We start from the raw sequence: 19889 nt of genomic DNA, 5'->3' as shown, positions 1-19889 counted from the left end.
CGATTGGTCCACATTCAAAACGGATGGGTTCTTTCGGAAGAGAACCGTTTGGAGGTTCCTCATGGTGCGTCGGTCGCTTGGTAGAACATCGGGTTCTTGAGCCATTCGACGATGGCGGACTCCCGCCAGCCGGCGCACCGGGTGCTGATCTGGATGTTCCTGGGGAAGGTGCCGCTCTGCATCTTGCGGTACATGGTCGAGCGGCTGAGGCCGGTGCGCTCGAGAACGGCCTTGATCCGGAGGATGCGGTCGGGGGTGTCGGTCTGCATTGGTATCACCTTGCACTTGGTGCCGTTGAGTGGTGCGCCCCGGGGGGTAAGTTGGGCAGGAATCCAGGCAGGTGAAAAGGGTCTCTTGGGTGTCAGAGGGTGCCTTTGCGGCCACAGCGTGCACAAACGTAGGATAGCGTAGGTCACTGGAATCAGGGTGCTTGTGTCAGGGCGTCTCACGCTGCGCGTTACCGCGCTCTACGCCGCTTGCGCGGCCCCGAGTCGCCGCGCGTCTCGGCCCATTCGGGTTGCGATCGCTGACGTTGATACGGCGGTGCCGTTCAGCGGGAACGCGGTGTCTGATGGGCGTTCTCTGGCGGACTGCTGCGCAGCTGCCAGGGTCCGCTGCACCTTTTGTTCTCCGCGTGTCACACTCGATCCGGTCGGAGGGCACGGCGGCGGCTGACCCACGGTTGCGCGCGCACGCCGCCGCGACGGCCGACCGGATTCGAGAGTGCTGCTTTGATGGGCGCCTTCGGCGCTTGGCGCTACGCGCTGATTGCTGCGGACGCCGCGCGGGCGCGGCGGCGTTTTGCCTCCGGCACTCGAACTGGCGGGGGTGGGCGTCGCTACCCTCTAGTCCCGCCGCGGCGGGCCGCAACCCGCTGCGCGGGTCCTCCTCTTCGTTTCGGCCCTGCGGGTGCTGCCCGCCTCTATCGGCGAGACTGCCGGTCCGCTCCTGCCGCCCACCCCCGCCATTCCGGCGCCGGTTGCGGTGGTTTGAGAAGGAGTAGGACAGATGGAACTTAAGCACATCGATACCGCCAAGCTCTGCATCTCCGCCGCCAACATGCGGGCCAAGGGCAAGGCCGACCTGTCGCACATCCTGCCGTCGATCCGGGCGCGGGGCGTGCTGGTGCCGCTGATCGTGCGGCCAGCGGACGAGGACCGGTTCGAGATCGTGGCGGGCAAGCGGCGCTACCATGCGGCGCTGGTCGTGGCGGAGGAGAGCGGCGAGGCCGAGCCCCTGCCGTGCGCGATCATGGCGCCGGGCGACGATGCGGCGGCGCTGGAAGCCTCTCTGATCGAGAATGTTGCGCGGCTCGACCCCGACGAGGTGACCCTGTGGGAGAGCTTTACGCGGCTGGTCCGTGAGGGGCGGTCGCCGGAGGATATCGCGCTCGCCTTCGGGCTCACCGAGTTGCAGGTGAAGCGGACCTTGGCGCTGGGCAATCTGCTGCCCCGCATCCGGGGGCTGTACCGCAAGGGCGACATCGACGCGGCGACGGTGCGGCACCTGACGCTTGCCTCCAAGGCCCGGCAGCGCGACTGGCTGGGGCTGTTCGACGACCCTGACACGCATTGCCCGACCGGGCACCAGCTCAAGGCATGGTTGTTCGGCGGGGCTTCGGTGTCGGTACGCGCGGCGCTGTTCGATCTGGCCGACTATCCCGGCGAGCTGGTGTCGGACTTGTTCGGCGAGGAGCGCTTCTTCGCCGACACGACCAGCTTCTGGGCGGCGCAGACCCCCGCCATCGAGGCCAAGGCCGAGGGCTATCGTGAGGCCGGGTGGTCCGAGGTGGTGATCCTCCCGTCCGGCGAGGCCTTCCACAGCTGGAAGCATGAGCGCTGCCCCAAGCGCAAGGGCGGCAAGGTCTTCCTCGCGGTCAGTGCGCGCGGCGAGGTGACCGTCCATGATCGGAATCACCCTGTTGTGGGGTGGCACCTTCTTGATCGTCCACATCGCCGTCGCCCATGCTGGCCCATTGTTTTTCGTCGGCCTGCGCTTCATGACTGCGGGCAGTCTAAGCTTGCTGGTCTTTCGCAAGGCGCTGCGTGGGCTGACCCGCACGGAGCTGGCGGCTGGCAGTGCCATCGGCATGACCATTTTCCTGGGATACGCCCTCCAAACTTACGGTCTGCAGACGGTAAACAGCAGCACATCGGCATTTCTGACCGCGCTCTACGTCCCGATGGTTCCCCTGCTGCAATGGGCGCTCATGCGGCGACCACCGAGAGCCATGACGTGGATCGGCATAGTATTGGCGTTTATCGGCCTGGTGCTACTCGCCGGCCCCGAGGCTTTGCATTTCGGCCTTGGCATAGGCGAAATCGCCACCCTGTTGAGCGCTGCGGCCATCGCTTGCGAGATCATCTTGATCGGGCGCTTCGCCTCGCAGGTGGATAGCAGCCGGGTCACAGTCGTTCAGTTGCTGGTTGCTGGCGCATTGTCGTTCGCCGCGATGCCACTCGCCGGTGAGGCAATTCCACCCTTCTCTTGGATCTGGCTCACGGCCGCAATCAGCCTCGGGGTCGCGAGCGCGCTGATCCAGCTGACGATGAACTGGGCGCAGAAGTCAGTCTCGCCCGCCCGCGCCACGATCATCTACGCGGGCGAGCCAGTATGGGCGGGCCTGATTGGGCGGGTAGCCGGCGATCGGCTTCCTGCGTTGGCTGTGCTCGGGGCGGCATTCATAGTTGCAGGCGTCGTGACCAGTGAGCTGAAGCCACGCCGGCGCCACGCGGATCGACTCGAAAGTGAATAGCTCATGCGCTATGGCGATCACTGCATCCGTCCCGTGACCGCTTTCCACCCAATCTCGGACGCTCGCCTCAAAAGCTGCCGTCTATGGGTTCGGGCCCGGATCACGCGCCCCACCTCCCGGGATCTGGGTCCGGCACGAAATCGTCATTGGCGCCGCTTAGCTGTCGACGTGGCGGCAGGGTTGCCCTGCAGGCGCTCGTCGCCAGCGCTGGTGACATCGGTACAGCGGATGCTATCGCCCTCACATGAGGGAACGGCACCAGACGGCTCTGCGCATGCGCGAGGAGGGCGCAACATTCCAGGCGATCGGCGACGCGCTGCACGTTAGCGCCAGCCGGGCGAACGTCATCTATCAACGGGCGTTGGAGATCCAGGCGGAAGAGGCAGCCGGGATGGGCTTGGCGGCGATCCGGATCCTGCGCAACTATCGAGGCGACCTGCACGAGCTCGCCTCCTTTGCTGAGCGAGATCCGCATGGTGCGTGCACGCTGCTGATCCAGGAGCCCAATTGCCTCCGCCGGCACGCGTATCAGATCATCGCCTGGCTCACGGCCGGCAACCGCGAGAAGCCCTGATCAGGCGCGTGCGCGAGATCGCTGCCACCGCGAGGTGAAGTTGCGAGCAGGGCCACCGCTTACCATATTTCCGCGTCGCAGAGCCTAATCTCTTCCACGATTAAGCTTGGTTGCAGCTCCGGTGGCGCATGAGCGGCGCCGGTTCGAGCGAGCGCTGCCCCGCCCAACTTGATGCAAATCAACCTGCTGCGGCGAAAAAATTAGATAATGCAGTAATTTACTGGAAGTAAATTTTAACCTAAGTTAATGTACATTGAGTTCTTTTGCTTTCCCGATGTTGCCGAAGCGTTTTCTGACACTTCTCCGCTCAGAACTGGACAAGCCATGGACGAACGCGACGCGCCCAACGAGTGGTTGACGGCGAGAGAACTTCAAGTTTTACAATCTGTCGCGCTTGGTCTTTCCGCAAAGGAGATCGCCAAGAAGCTCCTGATTGCTCCGCGGACGGTGGAGCGCCATATCGACCATATACGTCTCAAGACTCGAACGCGGAACCGATCGCATATGGTCGCATTTGCGCTGACCAACGGTGTGATTGGTACATGACCGGATCAGCCTGGCCTACCGCCGGCAGGGGGCGGAGTCAGGTTAACGGTTCAATGGCCGGCTATCTCGCCACGAGCAGACGGAGCCGCAAAGCCATCGCTCTAGTGTCCTCCACGGTGCGCCCTAATGTGTCGGCTATGGTCTCAACTTCCAGCCCGTTTGCAATCCCACTTCTCAGGTCGTTGATTGCGGTTTGGGTCCAGCGCTGGTGCTTGCTGGTCACAGGGGTATTCCCGCGAGCGCGCCGTTTGCAGGCATGCGAGTAGCGAGTTCCCATTTGCATCGGTCTCCGAACCCGGACGATGTCAACATATCGGCGAGCCCGGGGAGCACTTCGATCGAGCATGGGAGCGCTGGCGCGTAGATGAAGCGCCAACACCAGCGGCATTCGCTCGATCCTTGGTTGGAGGGCGGTGTGTTCCAGGGCAGGGGCAATTCGTTGCCTGCCAGCGCGTCGCGGTCGTCTAGAAACATCGGCTTTTCATCCTACTTGCTGTCTCGGGCGGTTCGAAGGGCCGACGCATCAGCTTCAGGATCGCTTAAACTATGTCATGCGCGCGAGGATGGATCGCAAGGGCGCAGTTAAACTATTTGCCGATTTCAAATGTCGGACTGTTATAGGTGAAATGCCGTTAGCATATACCTTGCATCGTGCCGTGATTTCATAGCTTGAACACGACTGCTTATTATCCATGATTCCGCTCTGACGCGGAGATTTTCATGCCTTTTATTTCTAGTAATGATTCCGCTCGGTCGACCCAACGCGTCAGCCTCGCGCGCCAAAAGCCTGCCGAACACCAGCGTTCGTCGCACAGGCGGAGCGCGTCCGCTTCTCGTGCTGTTAGGGCGATGACCCTGCACAACCGGTCTCACTGGGACCGCGATCAATGGCTGGGCACATTTGGACTGTAACGGCGGAGGACGGGTGGATTGGCGACAGGCTGCTTGGGGGGGGGCGGAAGCCGCCCGGCGGCTTCTAAATCAACCCGGCGATGCCTGAACGGCGGAGAAGGGGTGATTCTTCCTGGCCGCTATCGGCAAGCGGTCCGGCGGAAGCGGTCGTTTAGCGGAGTTCCGGGATCCGGCGGCAATGGCGTCGGAAATCCTGCGGAAGCCGCAGGAGGCGAGAATTGCCCGAGATTGCGTTCAGCCTCGGAGGCCGTGGCCCCGCGAACACCGAGCATGTTGAGGAGACTGTCCAATCACCAGCCATCATAGCTCACTTCGCCGAGCGATCCGGCGCTGGCGCGCGTCATTCCACAGCGTCCAGACACACACGCTGACAAGCAGTGCGATTACTGCGGCCAGAATGCAGGTAATGAAAAGGTACAGTTCGATGGGTAATTCCAGCGCCTGGAGTTCTTGCACTCGGTCTGGCAAGGGCGATTCAGATCACCCGATACCGGCACCGGCCTCTCGAAGAAGGTGGCGGTTTCCCACCATCCTCCCTGTGAGATGCCTAGCTTTATCGGCAGCGAACGCCGTCCCGCTCGATCGCTCGACCTGCAAACGCACCGCCGGCAGCGCCGACCAATGTTCCCAGGACCTGACTGTCGCCGCGCACGAGGGTATTGCCGAGCAGTCCGCCGGCGGCGGCGCCGATGATCAGCCCCGTCGTGCCATCCGAGCGACGGCAATAATAGCGCCCGTTCTGGCCGCGATAGATGCGGTCGTTCGCGGCAAGCGTCCGGGTACGATAGTAGTTGCCGCTGCGATAGTAGCGCCCAGCGTCATAGCGGTTCATTCCGGGTTCGCGGCGATCCCAGTCATAATTGGCGTATCTGCGCCAGCCGCGATTGGCCTGTCGCGCGTTGCGATTGGCTTCCGCGAGGTTGCGTGCATACGCACGCTGGGCCTTGCGACCCTCGCGTGAATTGTCGGCATCGCGGTCCCCATGATATTCCTGATCGGCCGCGCGGAGGTCCCCGCGCTGTTCGTTTCGAGGTTGATTGGGCTGTGCCAGCGCGGGCCAGGAGGGAGTCGCGACGACCAATATGGCGACCGCAAGATATATGTTCTTCATGATCTATGTTCCTAACTACGGATGTTGTCATGTACAGAACGGCTCGGCCTGCGCAAAAGTCCAAAATAAAATCAAATATAATTTGTAGATCTTATTTTATGATCGCCAATAATTATTATTGGCTCTATTCGAGAATGTTAGGATACATCCTTCAGTGCTCGCCGAATGCGCGCTTCGCGTCACCGGGACCGAATCGCCCTTAGACCAATAACTCCGCCGTAGTTCCCGCTGGAGGCGGTGGCCATGCTTAGACAGCAGCGACGGGCTCTGTGCCCCCAGGACTGCCCTCGCCATGCTCCAATAATACCGCCGTTCCGGGTGTCGCGTCGAAGATCGTGATATGCGCCTCGAGTTGTTTGGCGAGTGCCTGGACGATGTTGGTGCCCAAGCCCGCCTTAGACGCCCCGGACTGCTGCTTCGGCATGCCGACGCCATCGTCCACCACCGACAGGCTCCAGACGGGCCCCTGGCTACCATAGTTCACCATGATCTTGCCCCGCCGCCCTTCGGGGAAGGCATGCTTTAACGCATTGATGACGAGTTCGGTGACAATCAGACCGACGCTGACCGACACCTCGGCATTCACGCTGCTCTCGTCGCTGGTGACGTTGAGGCTGATCTGACCGGGATCGTGGATCATCGATGCGCCAATGCTTTCGCACAGCTGGGTCAAGTATGGCCCGAGCCTGACGCGGTCGATCGAGGACACGGCGAGCTGCCTCTGGATGGCGGCCACCGACATCACGCGGTGATGGGCCTCGTGCAGATGTGCGCGCGCCTCCTCGGACTGCACCCGCTTAGCGCTCTGCATCAACACGCTGGCTATGATCTGAAGGCTGTTGGCGACGCGATGCTGGAGCTCCTGAAGGAGCATCCCCTTGTCGCGGATCAGATCCTCGGTCATCTTTTCCGCGATCCGAGCGTCGGTTACGTCGGCAATGGCGAGCAAAAGCCTGACCGGTTCGCCCCTGCCATAATTGAGCTTGTGGGCATTCAGAACCAGGCAGCGCGACGCGCGTCCCTCGCGCTTCAGGTCGAACTCATAGTTCTTGACTTCGGCCAAGCCCGACGCAGTCGCCTTCAGCAGCGATTGGAGCTGTGCGACAGCCCATTCGCCGGCACCCAGCTTGGCGAACTCACGGCCTGCGATGGTGTCGGCATCGATGCCGAAGGCGTCGCAAAAGGCTTCGCTGGCCCCGACCACAACGCGATTCTCGTCGAGGAGCAACACCGGCGCATGCGACGATGCGACTACGGCCATGGCAAGATTGAGGCTCAGCTCGGGAGCTTCGGATGCTGTGTCGGGCACGTGGAGTCCTTTCGGCCCCCAGGTTTCTCCGGAATGAAGTCCTATGTAGAGCACACGGCCGCACGCATGAGTGATGGCGGACTCGGCCTTGCTGGCATCATAGCACATGCCCAGGGCAAACCTTGCTATTATTCGGACGGTCGCCGACAGCGTAGATTATAGCTAGGAAAACGGGCGGCCATCACGGCGGCAAAATTCACATCGTAGGCACCACAGCGACGATCGCTTTAGGGATCGGCGACAATTCAGCCGAACGGCGTTTAGTGGGGCGCCGCCTGTCGTTCGAGGATACCTCTCGCCAACGGCAGCTATCGCGTGGTGGCAGCCCAAAACCGGACTTTCCGTAACCGGCGCACATCCGGCCATTCGTGGTGATCGGCCCAACGACGGCAAATGCGCCGATTGCGGACTGGCTGCTTTCGGGCGACTCAAGACAAGAATCGGCCGTTCGTTACACTGTTTTGGAAGCCGCGAAGACCCATCTTTGTCATTCACGCTGCCCTTGCCCCCTCTCGAAGGCAGTCGCTCAGGTCAGGCCAAGAGTTCGTCGATCCAATCGACCGCGGCGTCGATGGCAGCCGTGTTGCCGCTTGGCGTGACATCGGCGTGCGCACCCGCGCCGTGGTGTTCGAGATACTGGCGCGAGCTGTCGAAAAGTTGCGTCGTCGTCATGACCGCCAATCGCGTTTTCGAGGTGCGATCCATTCGGCGGCCGCTGCTGCCGCCCGCTGTGTGAAAGGTCCAGCCCTGGATCGGCCAGCTTGGATCGAGGTCGATGGCGACCCCGAGTAACGCTCGGGGAATGCAATGATCGAGCTTGTACTGGTCGCTGTGCGCCTTGAGCTCGAGGCCGACAAGGACGTGTCCGTCAAACGGCCCTCCTCCCTTCTGCCTCAGTTCCCATCCCTGCGCCGCCGGCAGGACCGACAAGTCGATTTCGTGCGTGGCACCGCTGAGGCCGAGATGGTTCAAACCGAGATGGAGTTCGACAATATTTGCATCTCTCACGAACAAGAAGTGGCAAGCGCCGGACCCGCTCGGATCGACGCCCGGCATGTTCGCGGGTGCCCCGTTCACGCGGAAGTTGGCCTCCATCTGGTTGTTCTGATTCAGCGGATAGACTTTGACGCCGCGTCGCTTCAGCCGCGCCGCGATCTCGAGCATGATCCAGACCTCATAGGCCTTGCCCTTGGAGGCGCCGATGCTGGGCGCCGCAATACCCAGCGCCGTCGCGGCGGCCTGCAGCTTCCCGAGAAGATTCACGATCGGCACGATCAGGCGTCCGTGCCGCGGATCGCACCGCCGAGATTCTCGACCGCATCCCTCCATGCCTCGAGTGTCTCCTCGATCGCACGCCGGCGCTCGCCGGACAGCAAGTCTTCACGGGCACGTCTCTCGCGCCCATCGGCATCTGCCGGATCTATCACGACCACGGACATGGCAGCGCCCGTCCGGAACTCGGCAATGGCATTGCCGAGTTCCGCGACCAGCTCGCCGTTGCGATCCATCAATTCGAGTTCGAGCTTCAGCTCTCGTGCGACCACGAAATCCAGCAGGCCGAGTTGGCGAAGCGCGCGGTCCTCGGGCGCCTCTTCTTCGACGGGCGCGAACGGATCGTGATCCCCGACGTCGACTTCAGGGCGGTCCGGCTGTTGGTCGCGGTGAGCCTGAAGCATCCTCATCTCGTGGTCGATTTCTTTGGCACTCGCCTTCGCCGAAAGCGGGACGCAACGGGAGACCGCTTCGATGCGGTTCCGTTCAATGCGCACGATCTCGCGGAGGCGCTGTCACCGCACGCCGACCTCCTGCTCCCAGCGGTGCGGCAATGGTATGACGAGGATTCGAGCTTCCACGAATATCGCGGCGGTCGCCTGTTGAAACACGTATTTCCGGAATTGACCGATGCGGTGGAGGCGAGGCTTTCCGACCTCGCCCGCCAAGGCGACGAGCGGGACTTCAAATTCATCTTGAAGACGCTCTCACCCTATGAAGGCGCCGAACAACTCTATCCGGTGCTGATGGAGGTGGTCGACCGACTGGAGCCGGGTGATAAGCTGCTCAACCGCGTGTCGAACGTGCTTGGCGAGACAGGCGTGGTGTCCGGCGAATTTGGGTTCGTCGAGGTCCATGCCCACCGCAAGGAATTGATCGAGCGATACCGAGACGATGCGCGCCCCAAGGTCCAAGCCTATGCGCGAGAGCGAGCGCGTGATCTCGCCCAGCATATGGCGTGGGAGCAGCGGCGAGCAGCCCGCGACGTCGCCGCGCGGCGACGCGAGTGGGGTGAGGAATAGTCTGAACGGCTAGGGAAAGCTCACAGCACTTCGATGTAGAGCGGCTCCTTGCGCATCGCCGAAAGGTAACCAAAGCCGCAGCAACGACTGACATGGGGCGCAAAGCGGACGCGCGCCGTTTCGCGCCGGCTCATAAAATCTCATGCGAAGTGTGGGAAAAAATGTGGGGTGGCCGATAGGGCTACGGGCAAATCCCATGTGAAATCAATCCTGTACCTCGGAATCTGGGTTTCCTCCCGCGCTTCTCAACAAAAGCCAAGAAATCGATAGGGCAGAATTTCACATGACCCTGAAAACCCAATCGGGATGATGATCAGAGTACGCCCATTGGCCGGACGCCGTCTCAGGCCGCGCCACTAAAGCCCGCCGATTGTGGGACGAAAATGTGGGACCGATTTCCGGCTCACCCCCTAAGGGGTTGATCTTAGACCAAAGATTTTGCTGGCGTGGTGGAGCTGAGGGGAATCGAACCCCTGACCTCTGCAGTGCGATTGCAGCGCTCTCCCATCTGAGCTACAGCCCCGCCGCCTGTCCCGGGCAGGCCGGGAGGCGCTCCATTAGCGGCGCTTTTTGCCCAATGCAACCGGCTTGCGGCACGCGCGGCAAAACGCTTCGCCCGTGCGGCGAACGGCACTGAAAAACCAAGCTTTTCCAGGAACCATCCACGCGCCTCATCCGCTGAATCCGCACCAGTTCAGCCCAATGGCAATGGAGAGGATTCCGATGAACGACCGTTACACCGATCCCCGCTATTTCGGCCCCGAGGATCAATATCAGGTCGGCGGCGCGCGGCGTGCCGGCGGGGAACATTATTCGAGCGCTCGGGAATATGCGGCCGCCGGCGAGCTCGGCCGCGGGCGTGGCCAGCGAGAAGGCCATGGCGCCCAGAGCAGCTATGGCCATGGCGGGCACGGCAATGATTGGGACCGCGGTGCGCGCGACTATCGGGGTGCGCGCAGCGAAGGGGACCCAAGCCGGGGCTATGGGGCCCAGGGCGGCTATGACCGGCACTATCGCGACAACCGTGGGGACGGCCATGATGCGGACCGCGGCTTTCTCGACCGCGCCGGCGACGAGGTCCGCTCCTGGTTCGGCGATCGCGAGGCCGAGCGCCGGCGCGAAGAGGATATGCGCTACGACACCGGCCAGGCACGCAGCGAACGCTGGGCGCAGGGTCCGGACGATCATTACGGCAGCTGGCGCCGCGAACGCATCGCCGAGCTCGACAAGGACTATGACGAGTATCGCCGCGAGAACGCGCAGCGCTTCCAGAACGAGTTCAACACCTGGCGCACCGATCGCCAGGGCCAGCGCGATGCCGTGCGCCGGGTGAGCGAGCATATGGAAGTCATCGGTTCGGACGGCAGCCATGTCGGCACCGTCGACAAGGTGCGCGGCGACCGGATCATCCTGACGAAGAACGACACCGATGCCGGCGGGCATCACCACTCGATCCCGTCGCGCTGGGTCCAGTCGGTCGACGACAAGGTGACGCTGCGCAAGACCGCGGACGAGGCACAGGCGGCGTGGAAGGACGAGGAGCGCTCGGGCGCGCTGTTCGGCGGACGCGACGATCAGGACTGGAGCCGCGACAGGAACCTCAACCGGAGCTTCCCCGGCACCTATTGATCCCCAGATACGAGATGTGAGCAGAACTGGGCCCGGGATGTTCCCGGGCCCCTCTTTGTCCGCTCAGCCGGCGAGGAAGGCGATCAGCGCCGCCTGGAACGCCGCGGGCTGGTCGAGCATGATGAAGTGCCCGCTCTCCGCCACGCCCTTCACGCTGACCTTGGGCACGCCGGCATATTCCCGCTTGTAGAGATCGAGCACCGGCCCCTCGCCGCCGCGCGCCGCCGTCCAGGGCACCAGCACGGTGACCGGCGCGGCGATGCCCGCCAGGTCGGGGCGCAGATCGGTCTGCAGATCCTCATAAAGTGCCTGGCCCGAGACGCGCATGTCCGCCCTGGCCGACCAGGCCGCGACCTGAGCCTGGGACTCCGGCTTCAGGGCATTCTGGCGTGCGATCGCCTGGCCCACCGCTTCGGGGAAGGGCTTGCCGTACAGGCTGGTCATCTGGGCCCGCATCGCCTCGGCCTGGGGCTTCACCGACTCGACGGTCGATCCCGGAAAGAAGGCCGAGCCGACGAACGGCAGCGCATCGACGATCAGCGCCTTGCCGACATCGCCCGGATGCGCCCTGGCGAGCATCAGCGCGACCAGCCCGCCCATCGAATGGCCGACCACCGCCGCACCGCCGATCTTCTTCTCGCCGATCAGCTTGTGGAGATCGGCGACGATACCGGGGATCACCCCGTCGGCCAGGTTGGCACCCGGCGCGTCGCCGCCAAAGCCGTTGACCTGCACGAGATAGACGGTGTGCGCCTTGGCCAGTTCGGGGGCCACGCCGTCCCACACCGCGCGCGGGCTGGAGAGGCCGGGGATCAGGATCACGGGGCTGCCCTTGCCGATCACCTGCACCGAGACATGGTCCATCTGGATCAGGCCGGCCTGGGCGGGGGCGGAGGTGGCGGCATGGGCCTGCTGCGTGCCGAGGATTGCCGGGATGCTGGCGGTGGCGAGCAGGGCGAAAGCGATACGACGGATCATTGCTTGGGCTCCTTGGCGGGGTTGGTGAAAATCTCTTCGATGGTCAGGCCGAACAGGTCGGCGATCTTGAAGGCGAGCGGCAGCGAGGGATCGTAGCGGCCGGTCTCGATCGCATTCACGCTCTGGCGGGAAACCTCGAGCCGCTCGGCCAGGTCCTGCTGGCTCCAGGCGCGCTCGGCGCGCAGCACGCGGAGGCGGTTGATCATTCCCCGCCTCCGCGCATCGCCGCGAGCTTGTTAATGCAGGCACCCAGGCCCAGCCCGGCGAACCACAGGATCGCCGCGTAATAGGCATAGACATGCGGCACGAGATCGAAATTCTCGAGGAATCCCCAGGCAGTCGCGATGCTCATCGCGAAGCCGGTGGCGATCAGCGCCTGGCGAGTGACCTGCATGCGCAGATACTCGTCCCGCTCCTCGACCAGATAGCGGCCGAGCACGAAGAACACCCCGATCACCGGAAAGGCAGGCAGCAGCCCGGCGACATAGCCGAGCGGACCGTGCAGCGGATGGTTGTCATGATAGGCGACCACACCGAGCAGGATCAGCACATAGCCGGCCATCAGCAGCATCACCGAGACCGAATATCGTTTCTGCGCACGATTCATCGCCATGATTGGCTCCCTTTACAGCTTGTAAAGTTAGCCTTACGCGATGAGTCGCAAGAATGTCAACCTAGCTTTCCATAATGGAAAGCGAGCAAGTCATTATATCATAAATTGGCAGGCGGATGCGCACGAGGGGCCTGCATAACAGGTGGCCTTCTAAGATAGAGGCCGTGATCGCGGCCGTGATATATGCTGCCCAATAGTACCGCGCAGGGTTACCACTTCAAGGCTTGGTGCGTTCAGTCCTTCGGATGATGTTGGCGGCCGCCTCCTATGACGAGTAGAATTCGGCTGTTGCCACCAGATCGCGTAGGTACTTGAGTCCCATTGACGCTACATTGATCGGCTCCAGAAACGGCGGGAGCGATTGCCCAAGATGCGACGTTGGCGGGTCAAAGCTATTTCCGCGGTCGAAAACTGCTTTCAGTCCCACAATCCGGCGCTTCTCGAACGTGTCGATTGAGATGACCCCTCCTGCGGCCGACTCCCACTCCATCGAGATTGGCGGATGCTCGCCACGAAAAACTACGGCTCGGCCCGCGAGGTCTGCCCTCCATTCCAGCGCGTCGGGGTCGGTGCTATCCTCGATGCCGTGCTGAGCGGAATTGCGCGCGTGATGAATGTATCTCAGTAGTGGATCGAGTTTTCTTTCTTCCCGGACCCTGCCAAACCACCCATTTACCGGCCCTGTGCCAGGGCAAGCACTCTCTAACTTTAGGTAGATGGTTCCAGCTGCGATCAAGAAGTCGAGCCAGGCAGATTCGATGGCATCGAATTGATCCGCCTTCCGCAGCGCCTCGGCCGAGGACTCGGCTTTCTTCAGCCAGACCTTCGCCTGTCTTATACCCTTTGGATGCACAACCCTAACCAGCGCGAAGATGACGTGCTCCGCAGAATGCTGAGCACCCCTCCAAAGCCGCACGAACCGTTTACCGAGTCAAGTAAGCCCCGGCGGCGAGGGCGGCCCATATCGCCGCATGGCAAGGGAAATCGCACCTGGTCGTCGGCAATCATCCAAGGCGAAAACCACGGGCGAACTGAGCAGCGGTCAGGCCCGACATGTCTCCAACTACTTGCTGGAGGCGATGAATTGCCAAGCAAATAATACCCAGCGAGCATGACTATACGCTAAGGTTTCTTTTCGCCCGGGGGTTGCAGATCGAGGTGCCAGCCATGCAGGTCGCGGATCATCGGCTTGCCGCATCCCTTGCACCAGGATCGATAGACAGAGCCGTCACCCCATGCGCGGCCACGGCTGCGATGGTGTTTGCCGAACAGACAATAGACTGGCTGCAGCAGGTTCATATGCCGCCTCCCCGGAATCTGACCACTATGGTGGCATTTCCAACCGGAAAGTCTACGGATTTCCGCAAACAGGCGAAAACAATGCCCGTTTCTACTGTTCCAGCCGGGCGAGCATCTCCGCCGCGAGCTGGCTGAGCGTGTCGTCGCGCGCGCCCATCACCACGATCCGGTCGCCCGGGCGGGCGATCGCGACGAGATGCGCCGCCGCCGCCGCACGCTCGGGGATATGGACGGCACCGCGCCCGGTCGCCGCGATATCCGCCACGATGTCCGCGCTGGTCACCTCGCGATGGGTGGTGCCGCCGTGATAGACCGGATCGGGCAGGACGAGCACATCCTCGGCGCCCAGCTTCTCCACGAACATCGCGACCAGCTCGGCGCGCATCACCTTGAGCGGGCCATAGCCATGCGGCTGGAACAGCAGCAGCAGCCGCCCGTCGAAGGCGTGGAGCGTGTCCAGCGTCGCGGCGATCTTGTCGGGGTTGTGCCCGAAATCGTCGATCACCGCGATGTCGTTCGCCTCGCCGACCAGCTCGAAGCGGCGCTTGAGGCCCTGGAAGCCCTGGATCGCCTGGGCCGCGTCGCGGATGTGGAGCCCCGCCGCCACCACCGCCGCGATCGCGGCGAGCGCGTTGGATACATTGTGCCGGCCGGGCACCTGCAGCGTCACCGGGATCGAGGGCTCGCCTTCCCGCGCCAGCTCGAAGGCGATGCCGTAGCGCTGCTCGCGCAGGTTGATCGCGGTCAGGTCGGCCGGGCTGCCGATCGCGAAGGTCAGCAGCCGGTCGCGCGGCATGGTCGCGGCGAGCAGCGCGCCCTCGCCATTGTCGAGGTTGATCACCGCCTTGCCCGCGCGCGCGATGAATGCGCCGAACAGTTCGATCAGCTTCTCCATCGGCAGGTGATCGAGGCTGACATTGTTGAGCACCGCCACTTGCGGGCGATAGAGCGCGATCGAGCCGTCGCTCTCGTCGACTTCGCTGACATAGGCTTCGCCGCCGCCGACCAGCGCGGTCGCAAACGGCGCCTCAGGGGTGACGAAGTTCTTCATCACCGCGCCGTTCATCACCGTGGGGTCCTGGCCCAGCGCATGGAGGATCCAGCCGATCATGCCGGTCACAGTCGATTTGCCGCTGGTCCCGGCCACCCCGATCGAAAGGCGCGCGGCGTTGAACAGCGCGGCGTTGAGCTCCGCCCGCGTCATCCGCTGGTTGCCCAGCTCGGCCGCGCGGCGGGCATCGGGCACCGTCTCCTCGATCGCGGCCGAGGCGACGACGATCTGCTCGCTCGAAATGATCCCGCTGCCGTCCTGCGGAAACAGGCCGATGCCGCTCGCCTTCAGGAAATCGAACTTGGCCGGCAGCCGCCCCGAATCGAGGCTGCGGTCCGATCCCGCCACCTTGGCGCCCTGCCCGGCCAGGATCATCGCGAGGGGCATCATCCCCGAACCGCCGATGCCCACGAAGAAGTAAGGTTTGCGATGCTCCATGACCCCGCGCTATCGGCAATTCGAAGCAAAGGGGCAAGGCATGCGCATCGGAGTCGTCGCACCAGCAAGACCGGTCAGCCGCGAGGGATCGCTGCGCATGGCCGCGTTCATGGCGCTGACCTATCCCCAGCACGAGATCGTCTTCCACCCGCAATGCTATCTGGAGGCCGGCCATTTCGCCGGCACCGACGCGCAGCGCGCCGCCGCTTTCCTCGAATTCGCCAATGATCCGGCGTTCGACGCGATCTGGTTCGCGCGCGGCGGCTATGGCTCGAACCGCATCCTCGAAGCGGTGATGCCGAAGCTCGGCCCGGCGGCGAACCACAAGACCTATATCGGCTTCTCCGACATGGGCTTCCTGCTCGGCGCGCTCTATGCCCGGCGGATCGGCCGGGTGGCGCATGGCGCGATGGCCTCCAGCATCGGCAAGAACGACGACGGCACCGCCGCCGGCTGGGTGCTCGGCTGGCTGATCGACGGCGACAAACGCGGACTCGAGCCCGGCCTGGCCGACGGGCGCCCTGCCGCAGCGTTCAACCTGTCTATCCTGGCGTCGCTGATCGGCACCAAATACCTGCCGGACCTGACCGACCACGTCCTCTACATCGAGGAAGTGGACGAGCCGCTCTACCGGATCGACCGGATGCTGTTCCAGATGGCCCACGCCACCCAGCTCAAGGGCATTGCCGGCATCCGCCTGGGCCAGGTCACCGCGGTGAAGGACAATGGCGAGGCCGAGGGCAATTACAGCTTCGGCGAGACGATCGACCAGATCATCCTGCGCTGGTGCGCCGAGATGGGCGTACCCTATCTCGGCCGGGCCGAGATAGGGCATGTCGAGCTGAACCGCGTGGTGCCGTTCGGGCTGATCTAGAGATTGCAGTGCCGCCCGGTGATCGTGACGGTCAGCTTGGCAGTCGCGGTGCCGCCATTGCCGTCCGACACGGAATAATAGATCTCGTCGGTGCCGACGGAGTCAGCCGAATAGGAGATCATGTTGCCGTCGACTTCGGCATAGCCATGATTGCCCGTCTGCCAGTCGACACTGGTGACGGTGAGCGGATCGCCGTCCGAATCATAGTCATTGGCAAGCACGTTGATCGACTGGATCGTCAGGCACTGGACCGATGCCGTATCGTCCACCGCAACTGGATTGCTGTTGAACAGAAATACCGGAGCCGGCTCGGCAATTCCCGCCGCCGCCAGATAGATGCTCGAAAGTACATGAAGCATGGGCATGCATTTCCTCCGCGTCTGAAAGGGCGGGAATCCTCCTGCCCTTCTTGAAGCCTCCCATGGCCAGCCATGCACCGACAATCCGAATATGACGGATACGTCCGAAAGCGTTGCTTCTATTGGTTTCCACGCAATTGAGGCTGCCGGTCACCCGATCGGGTATTGCCCTTCCCGCCGCCATGCCCGCTTCCTATCTGCCGCCCGGACAAGGCTGAACAAGGAGCAGGCGACATGGCGATCAAGGACATCCTCCCCGGCAAGCTGGGCTTCGGCACCGCCCCGCTCGGCAACATGTTCCGCGACATTCCGGAGGAGGAGGCGCGCGCCACCGTCGACGCCGCCTGGAACCAGGGCATCCGCTATTACGACACCGCACCGCTCTACGGCGCCGGCCTGGCCGAGATCCGCATGGGCGAGGTGCTCGCCGGCCGTCCCCGCGCGGACTATGTGATCAGCACCAAGGTCGGCCGCGTCATCCTCGACGAGCTGGAGGATGTCAGCGCGCGCGACCAGGGCGAGAAGGCCGGCGTCTTCGCCCATGGCCGCGCGAACAAGGTGGTGAACGACTATTCGGCCGACGCCACCATGCGCTCGATCGAGGACAGCCTGAAGCGCCTCAAGACCGATCATGTCGAGATCGTCTTCGTCCATGATCTCGCCCAGGATTTCTACCGCGACCAATGGGTCGATCGCTTCGCCGAGGCGCGCAAGGGCGCCTTCCGCACGCTCGACCGCCTGCGCGACGAAGGCGTCATCGGCGCCTGGGGCCTGGGCGTGAACAAGGTCGAGGCCTGCGAGCTGCTGCTCGACCTGGAAGAGCCGCGCCCCGACGGCTTCCTGCTCGCCGGCCGCTACACCCTGCTCGATCACGAGCGTGCGCTGCAGCGGCTTATGCCCAGGATCGTCGAGCGCGGGCTCGGCATCGTCGTCGGCGGTCCCTACAGCTCGGGCGTGCTCGTCGGCGGCGCGCATTTCGAATATGCGCCGGCGCCCCAGGCGATGCTCGACAAGGTCGCGCGGATCAAGGCGATCGCGGACCGCCACGGGGTGAGCATGAAGGCCGCCGGCCTGCAATTCTCGCTCGCCAATCCGGCGGTCGCCGCGGTGATCCCGGGCGCCAGCAAGCCGAGCCGCCTCGCCGAGGACCATGCGGCACTGAACGAGACGGTCCCAGCGGATTTCTGGCGCGAGCTGCGCGAAGCGGCGCTGGTCTCGCCGGATGCCCCACTGCCGATCGACTGAAGTCGTCCCTTCCAAGATTCCCCTCCCTGCAAGGGAGGGGAGCAAGGATGTCGGGGGTGCTTAGGCCACCTTCCGCGCCCAGAAATGGAACATCCCCGCAAACAGGTGCGGGAAGTCCGCCTCCAGCCGATCCCACAACGCCAGATCACGCCGGTCTCCTGCCGCCCCGAAGCGCCGCAGGAACAGGTCCTGCGCCTCGGGCGGCGCATCCAGCATCAGTAGCTCCAGCCCGGCCCCCGCCAGCATCTCGCCGATCGCCGGCAGCCGGTACCAATGCTCGCGGATGTGGAAGCAGAGGTCGCGGCAGCCGCTAAGCGTGTAGAAATCGTCGCTCTCCCGAAGGCGCGCGAGCGGCTGGTCGGGCGGCAGCGCGAGGACATGGGCACGGAACGCGCGGATGCCCGCCGGGCTCGCGTCCCAGCCATGCCCGGCGATCGCCCGGTGCGCCTCGGCGACCCAGGCCCGGGCCCGCTCGCTGTAGAGCGCGATCCGCAGCACCCCGCCGGGCGCGAGCACGCCGGCCAGCGCGGCCAGCCCCTGTTCGGGATGCTCCATATGATGGAGAACCCCGGTGCTGCTCACCATCCCGAAGCGCTGGCCCAATTGCCCGACGTCGAGGATGTCGCCCCGCACGAACCGCACCTTCTCCACGCCCAGATCGCTCGCCATGCGCTGGCCATAGGCCAGGCTGGCGGCGCTCAGGTCGAGCGCGGTGATCGACAGCGACGGGTCCGTCCGCGCCAGGTCGATCGGCTCGAACCCGGTGCCGCAGCCCGCGACGAGCACCGCCAGCGGCTCGGCCTGCGGCGCGCCGAGCGCGTCGAGATGCGCCGCCACCGAAACGCGCTGCCGCGCCGCGGGCGCCCGCCAGCGCGGATAGGGATTGGCCTCGTACTGGGCACGCACCGCATCGGAAACGTGCCGAGCCTCGCCCTCTTCGTTCCTCGCCGAAGACCGCGGAAAAAGACGCGGCATCTCCGCGGCGAGATAGCGCTCGGCCTCGATCCCGGCAGCGGCGTCGGCGGGAACCTCCAGCCCTTCCCCGCCCCACACATATTCGCTCGCGAACGCCTGCACCGCCAGCGCATCGCGCAACCGGTCCGGCAGCAGGCGTCGGGCAAGCCAGGCCAGCCGCGCTTCCATCGCCGGATCGACATTGATGCAACGGGTCAGGAACGCATCCCACAGCGAATCCTCGGCCACCACCGGCTCGGGATATTTGACCAGCAGCATGCGCGCCGCCGTCCGCGCCAGGGCCTGCGGATCGACGGAAGCCGCATGCAGGCAGGTCACTAGGTCCGCCTCCAGCTGTGGCGGCCAGCCGGTGAGCGACAGCCGGGCGAACAGCTCGGCATAGGCCGGCGCCACGCCCTCGACATCCAGCGCCAGCGCCCGGCTCAGCATCGGCAAGGCCTGGCCGTACCGGCCCTGCCGCGCAGCCTCCGCCGCCATGTCCAGCAGCTGCGCGACCTCAGTCCGCAACGCGCCCCACCCGCACCAGCGTCCCGTCCGGATCGCTCACCGCGAACTCGTAGCAGCCCCAAGGCTTCAGGCTCGGCCCTTCCTTCTCGATGATCAGCTCGCGCACGCCCGCCGCCACGCCGTCGACATTGTCGGTGTAGAGATAGATGCCGAACGGATTGTGCCCCGGCACCAGCCAGCCGGTCACCGCCTGGTTGAGGTGCAGGTGCCAGCCCTTGCCGTCCGCCAGGATTTTGTAATGGCCATGGTCGCTGACCAGCCGGAAGCCGAGCCGCGCATAGAAGGCCTGGCTCGCCGCGAGGTCGTTGCAGGGGAGAATCGCAGTCGCGTGATGTTCCGCCATGTCCGGGCCTCTCCCCTTGTTGCCCCGGCTCTACGCCATCTCGAAACGGGCTTCCAATGTAGGATTTTGTCTGTCAC

21 protein-coding genes, 1 tRNA gene and 2 pseudogenes are annotated in these 19889 nt (G+C 64.0%); 9 read left to right on the top strand and 15 right to left on the bottom strand.

The window, feature by feature from the left end; translation table 11 throughout:
• Window positions 1–59: 59 nt before the first annotated feature.
• Window positions 60–269, bottom strand: coding sequence for a helix-turn-helix transcriptional regulator (locus tag GGR46_RS25045; protein ID WP_184000822.1), 210 nt, complete (start codon window positions 267–269; stop codon window positions 60–62).
• 739 nt (window positions 270–1008) lie between these two features.
• On the opposite strand from GGR46_RS25045, the pseudogene GGR46_RS25040 reads away from it, so the two are divergent.
• From GGR46_RS25040 to GGR46_RS25025, 5 genes and pseudogenes are all read left to right on the top strand, one after another.
• Window positions 1009–1908, top strand: a pseudogene (locus GGR46_RS25040) (ParB/RepB/Spo0J family partition protein); the annotation flags it as partial.
• Window positions 1904–2218, top strand: a pseudogene (locus GGR46_RS25660) (EamA family transporter); the annotation flags it as partial. The pseudogenes GGR46_RS25040 and GGR46_RS25660, both read left to right, overlap by 5 nt.
• Before the next feature lie 147 nt (window positions 2219–2365).
• Window positions 2366–2755 (top strand): DMT family transporter, encoded by a 390-nt coding sequence (locus GGR46_RS25655; RefSeq protein WP_246426375.1) that lies wholly within the window; start codon window positions 2366–2368, stop codon window positions 2753–2755.
• Between the two features lie 274 nt (window positions 2756–3029).
• Entirely contained in the window at window positions 3030–3329 is a 300-nt protein-coding gene (locus GGR46_RS25030) for a hypothetical protein (protein ID WP_184000821.1), read from the top strand.
• A 246-nt stretch (window positions 3330–3575) separates the two neighbouring features.
• Window positions 3576–3875: a response regulator transcription factor gene (locus GGR46_RS25025; protein WP_246426368.1), complete on the top strand. Its 300-nt coding sequence runs from the start codon at window positions 3576–3578 to the stop codon at window positions 3873–3875.
• 1465 nt (window positions 3876–5340) lie between these two features.
• Here GGR46_RS25025 and GGR46_RS25020 read toward each other — a convergent pair.
• The 4 genes from GGR46_RS25020 to GGR46_RS25005 all read right to left on the bottom strand — a co-directional run bounded on the left by GGR46_RS25020 (window position 5341) and on the right by GGR46_RS25005 (window position 8883).
• A complete protein-coding gene (locus GGR46_RS25020; protein WP_184000820.1) occupies window positions 5341–5898 on the bottom strand; it encodes a glycine zipper 2TM domain-containing protein in 558 nt (185 codons plus the stop codon).
• Between the two features lie 247 nt (window positions 5899–6145).
• Complete coding sequence (locus GGR46_RS25015; RefSeq protein WP_343058362.1) at window positions 6146–7207, bottom strand: sensor histidine kinase; 1062 nt, start codon at window positions 7205–7207, stop codon at window positions 6146–6148.
• A gap of 531 nt (window positions 7208–7738) precedes the next feature.
• Window positions 7739–8479 (bottom strand): hypothetical protein, encoded by a 741-nt coding sequence (locus GGR46_RS25010; protein WP_184000819.1) that lies wholly within the window; start codon window positions 8477–8479, stop codon window positions 7739–7741.
• Window positions 8480–8481: 2 nt separating this feature from the next.
• Window positions 8482–8883, bottom strand: coding sequence for a hypothetical protein (locus tag GGR46_RS25005; protein WP_184000818.1), 402 nt, complete (start codon window positions 8881–8883; stop codon window positions 8482–8484).
• Between GGR46_RS25005 and GGR46_RS25000 the strand changes: the two genes are divergently transcribed.
• Window positions 8869–9501 (top strand): hypothetical protein, encoded by a 633-nt coding sequence (locus GGR46_RS25000; protein WP_184000817.1) that lies wholly within the window; start codon window positions 8869–8871, stop codon window positions 9499–9501. The two genes, GGR46_RS25005 and GGR46_RS25000, sit on opposite strands and share 15 nt — an antisense overlap.
• Before the next feature lie 447 nt (window positions 9502–9948).
• Here GGR46_RS25000 and GGR46_RS24995 read toward each other — a convergent pair.
• Window positions 9949–10024 (bottom strand) — tRNA-Ala (locus GGR46_RS24995).
• 200 nt (window positions 10025–10224) lie between these two features.
• On the opposite strand from GGR46_RS24995, the gene GGR46_RS24990 reads away from it, so the two are divergent.
• Entirely contained in the window at window positions 10225–11130 is a 906-nt protein-coding gene (locus tag GGR46_RS24990; protein ID WP_184000816.1) for a DUF2171 domain-containing protein, read from the top strand.
• 63 nt (window positions 11131–11193) lie between these two features.
• Here the strand turns inward: GGR46_RS24990 and GGR46_RS24985 are convergent, their stop codons facing one another.
• The 6 genes from GGR46_RS24985 to GGR46_RS24960 form a co-directional block, all read right to left on the bottom strand.
• Complete coding sequence (locus tag GGR46_RS24985) at window positions 11194–12108, bottom strand: alpha/beta fold hydrolase (protein WP_184000815.1); 915 nt, start codon at window positions 12106–12108, stop codon at window positions 11194–11196.
• Window positions 12105–12314, bottom strand: coding sequence for a helix-turn-helix transcriptional regulator (locus tag GGR46_RS24980; RefSeq protein ID WP_184000814.1), 210 nt, complete (start codon window positions 12312–12314; stop codon window positions 12105–12107). The genes GGR46_RS24985 and GGR46_RS24980 overlap by 4 nt, the downstream gene beginning before the upstream one ends.
• Window positions 12311–12721 (bottom strand): hypothetical protein, encoded by a 411-nt coding sequence (locus GGR46_RS24975; protein ID WP_184000813.1) that lies wholly within the window; start codon window positions 12719–12721, stop codon window positions 12311–12313. Before GGR46_RS24975 ends, GGR46_RS24980 begins: the two co-directional genes overlap by 4 nt.
• A gap of 265 nt (window positions 12722–12986) precedes the next feature.
• Complete coding sequence (locus tag GGR46_RS24970) at window positions 12987–13637, bottom strand: hypothetical protein (RefSeq protein WP_184000812.1); 651 nt, start codon at window positions 13635–13637, stop codon at window positions 12987–12989.
• A 206-nt stretch (window positions 13638–13843) separates the two neighbouring features.
• A complete protein-coding gene (locus GGR46_RS24965; RefSeq protein ID WP_184000811.1) occupies window positions 13844–14020 on the bottom strand; it encodes a hypothetical protein in 177 nt (58 codons plus the stop codon).
• A 91-nt stretch (window positions 14021–14111) separates the two neighbouring features.
• Window positions 14112–15509 (bottom strand): glutamate ligase domain-containing protein, encoded by a 1398-nt coding sequence (locus tag GGR46_RS24960; protein WP_184000810.1) that lies wholly within the window; start codon window positions 15507–15509, stop codon window positions 14112–14114.
• Between the two features lie 40 nt (window positions 15510–15549).
• Between GGR46_RS24960 and GGR46_RS24955 the strand changes: the two genes are divergently transcribed.
• Entirely contained in the window at window positions 15550–16383 is an 834-nt protein-coding gene (locus GGR46_RS24955; protein WP_184000809.1) for an LD-carboxypeptidase, read from the top strand.
• Here GGR46_RS24955 and GGR46_RS24950 read toward each other — a convergent pair.
• Window positions 16380–16748 (bottom strand): Ig-like domain-containing protein, encoded by a 369-nt coding sequence (locus GGR46_RS24950; RefSeq protein ID WP_184000808.1) that lies wholly within the window; start codon window positions 16746–16748, stop codon window positions 16380–16382. The two genes, GGR46_RS24955 and GGR46_RS24950, sit on opposite strands and share 4 nt — an antisense overlap.
• A 228-nt stretch (window positions 16749–16976) precedes the next feature.
• Here GGR46_RS24950 and GGR46_RS24945 point away from each other — a divergent pair, with 228 nt between their 5' ends.
• Window positions 16977–17987: an aldo/keto reductase gene (locus GGR46_RS24945; RefSeq protein ID WP_184000807.1), complete on the top strand. Its 1011-nt coding sequence runs from the start codon at window positions 16977–16979 to the stop codon at window positions 17985–17987.
• 60 nt (window positions 17988–18047) lie between these two features.
• Here GGR46_RS24945 and GGR46_RS24940 read toward each other — a convergent pair whose 3' ends face one another.
• Complete coding sequence (locus tag GGR46_RS24940; RefSeq protein WP_184000806.1) at window positions 18048–19469, bottom strand: class I SAM-dependent methyltransferase; 1422 nt, start codon at window positions 19467–19469, stop codon at window positions 18048–18050.
• Window positions 19459–19812 (bottom strand): VOC family protein, encoded by a 354-nt coding sequence (locus GGR46_RS24935; protein WP_184000805.1) that lies wholly within the window; start codon window positions 19810–19812, stop codon window positions 19459–19461. The genes GGR46_RS24940 and GGR46_RS24935 overlap by 11 nt, the downstream gene beginning before the upstream one ends.
• Window positions 19813–19889 lie beyond the last annotated feature (77 nt).

Source organism: Sphingomonas kyeonggiensis, assembly GCF_014196745.1.
GTDB lineage: Bacteria > Pseudomonadota > Alphaproteobacteria > Sphingomonadales > Sphingomonadaceae > Sphingomonas > Sphingomonas kyeonggiensis.
This window is presented reverse-complemented; position numbering and strand designations above follow the sequence as displayed.

What these genes read in the sequence shown, in the direction of transcription:
- GGR46_RS25030 (WP_184000821.1), top strand. Translation starts at nt 3,030, where the DNA reads ATGCGCGAGGAGGGCGCAACATTCCAGGCGATCGGCGACGCGCTGCAC.
- GGR46_RS24980 (WP_184000814.1), bottom strand. Translation starts at nt 12,314, where the DNA reads ATGATCAACCGCCTCCGCGTGCTGCGCGCCGAGCGCGCCTGGAGCCAG.
- GGR46_RS24955 (WP_184000809.1), top strand. Translation starts at nt 15,550, where the DNA reads ATGCGCATCGGAGTCGTCGCACCAGCAAGACCGGTCAGCCGCGAGGGA.
- GGR46_RS24935 (WP_184000805.1), bottom strand. Translation starts at nt 19,812, where the DNA reads ATGGCGGAACATCACGCGACTGCGATTCTCCCCTGCAACGACCTCGCG.
- GGR46_RS24965 (WP_184000811.1), bottom strand. Translation starts at nt 14,020, where the DNA reads ATGAACCTGCTGCAGCCAGTCTATTGTCTGTTCGGCAAACACCATCGC.
- GGR46_RS24985 (WP_184000815.1), bottom strand. Translation starts at nt 12,108, where the DNA reads ATGATCCGTCGTATCGCTTTCGCCCTGCTCGCCACCGCCAGCATCCCG.
- GGR46_RS25005 (WP_184000818.1), bottom strand. Translation starts at nt 8,883, where the DNA reads ATGCTTCAGGCTCACCGCGACCAACAGCCGGACCGCCCTGAAGTCGAC.
- GGR46_RS24975 (WP_184000813.1), bottom strand. Translation starts at nt 12,721, where the DNA reads ATGGCGATGAATCGTGCGCAGAAACGATATTCGGTCTCGGTGATGCTG.
- GGR46_RS24990 (WP_184000816.1), top strand. Translation starts at nt 10,225, where the DNA reads ATGAACGACCGTTACACCGATCCCCGCTATTTCGGCCCCGAGGATCAA.
- GGR46_RS25045 (WP_184000822.1), bottom strand. Translation starts at nt 269, where the DNA reads ATGCAGACCGACACCCCCGACCGCATCCTCCGGATCAAGGCCGTTCTC.
- GGR46_RS24945 (WP_184000807.1), top strand. Translation starts at nt 16,977, where the DNA reads ATGGCGATCAAGGACATCCTCCCCGGCAAGCTGGGCTTCGGCACCGCC.
- GGR46_RS25020 (WP_184000820.1), bottom strand. Translation starts at nt 5,898, where the DNA reads ATGAAGAACATATATCTTGCGGTCGCCATATTGGTCGTCGCGACTCCC.
- GGR46_RS24950 (WP_184000808.1), bottom strand. Translation starts at nt 16,748, where the DNA reads ATGCCCATGCTTCATGTACTTTCGAGCATCTATCTGGCGGCGGCGGGA.
- GGR46_RS24960 (WP_184000810.1), bottom strand. Translation starts at nt 15,509, where the DNA reads ATGGAGCATCGCAAACCTTACTTCTTCGTGGGCATCGGCGGTTCGGGG.
- GGR46_RS25025 (WP_246426368.1), top strand. Translation starts at nt 3,576, where the DNA reads ATGTACATTGAGTTCTTTTGCTTTCCCGATGTTGCCGAAGCGTTTTCT.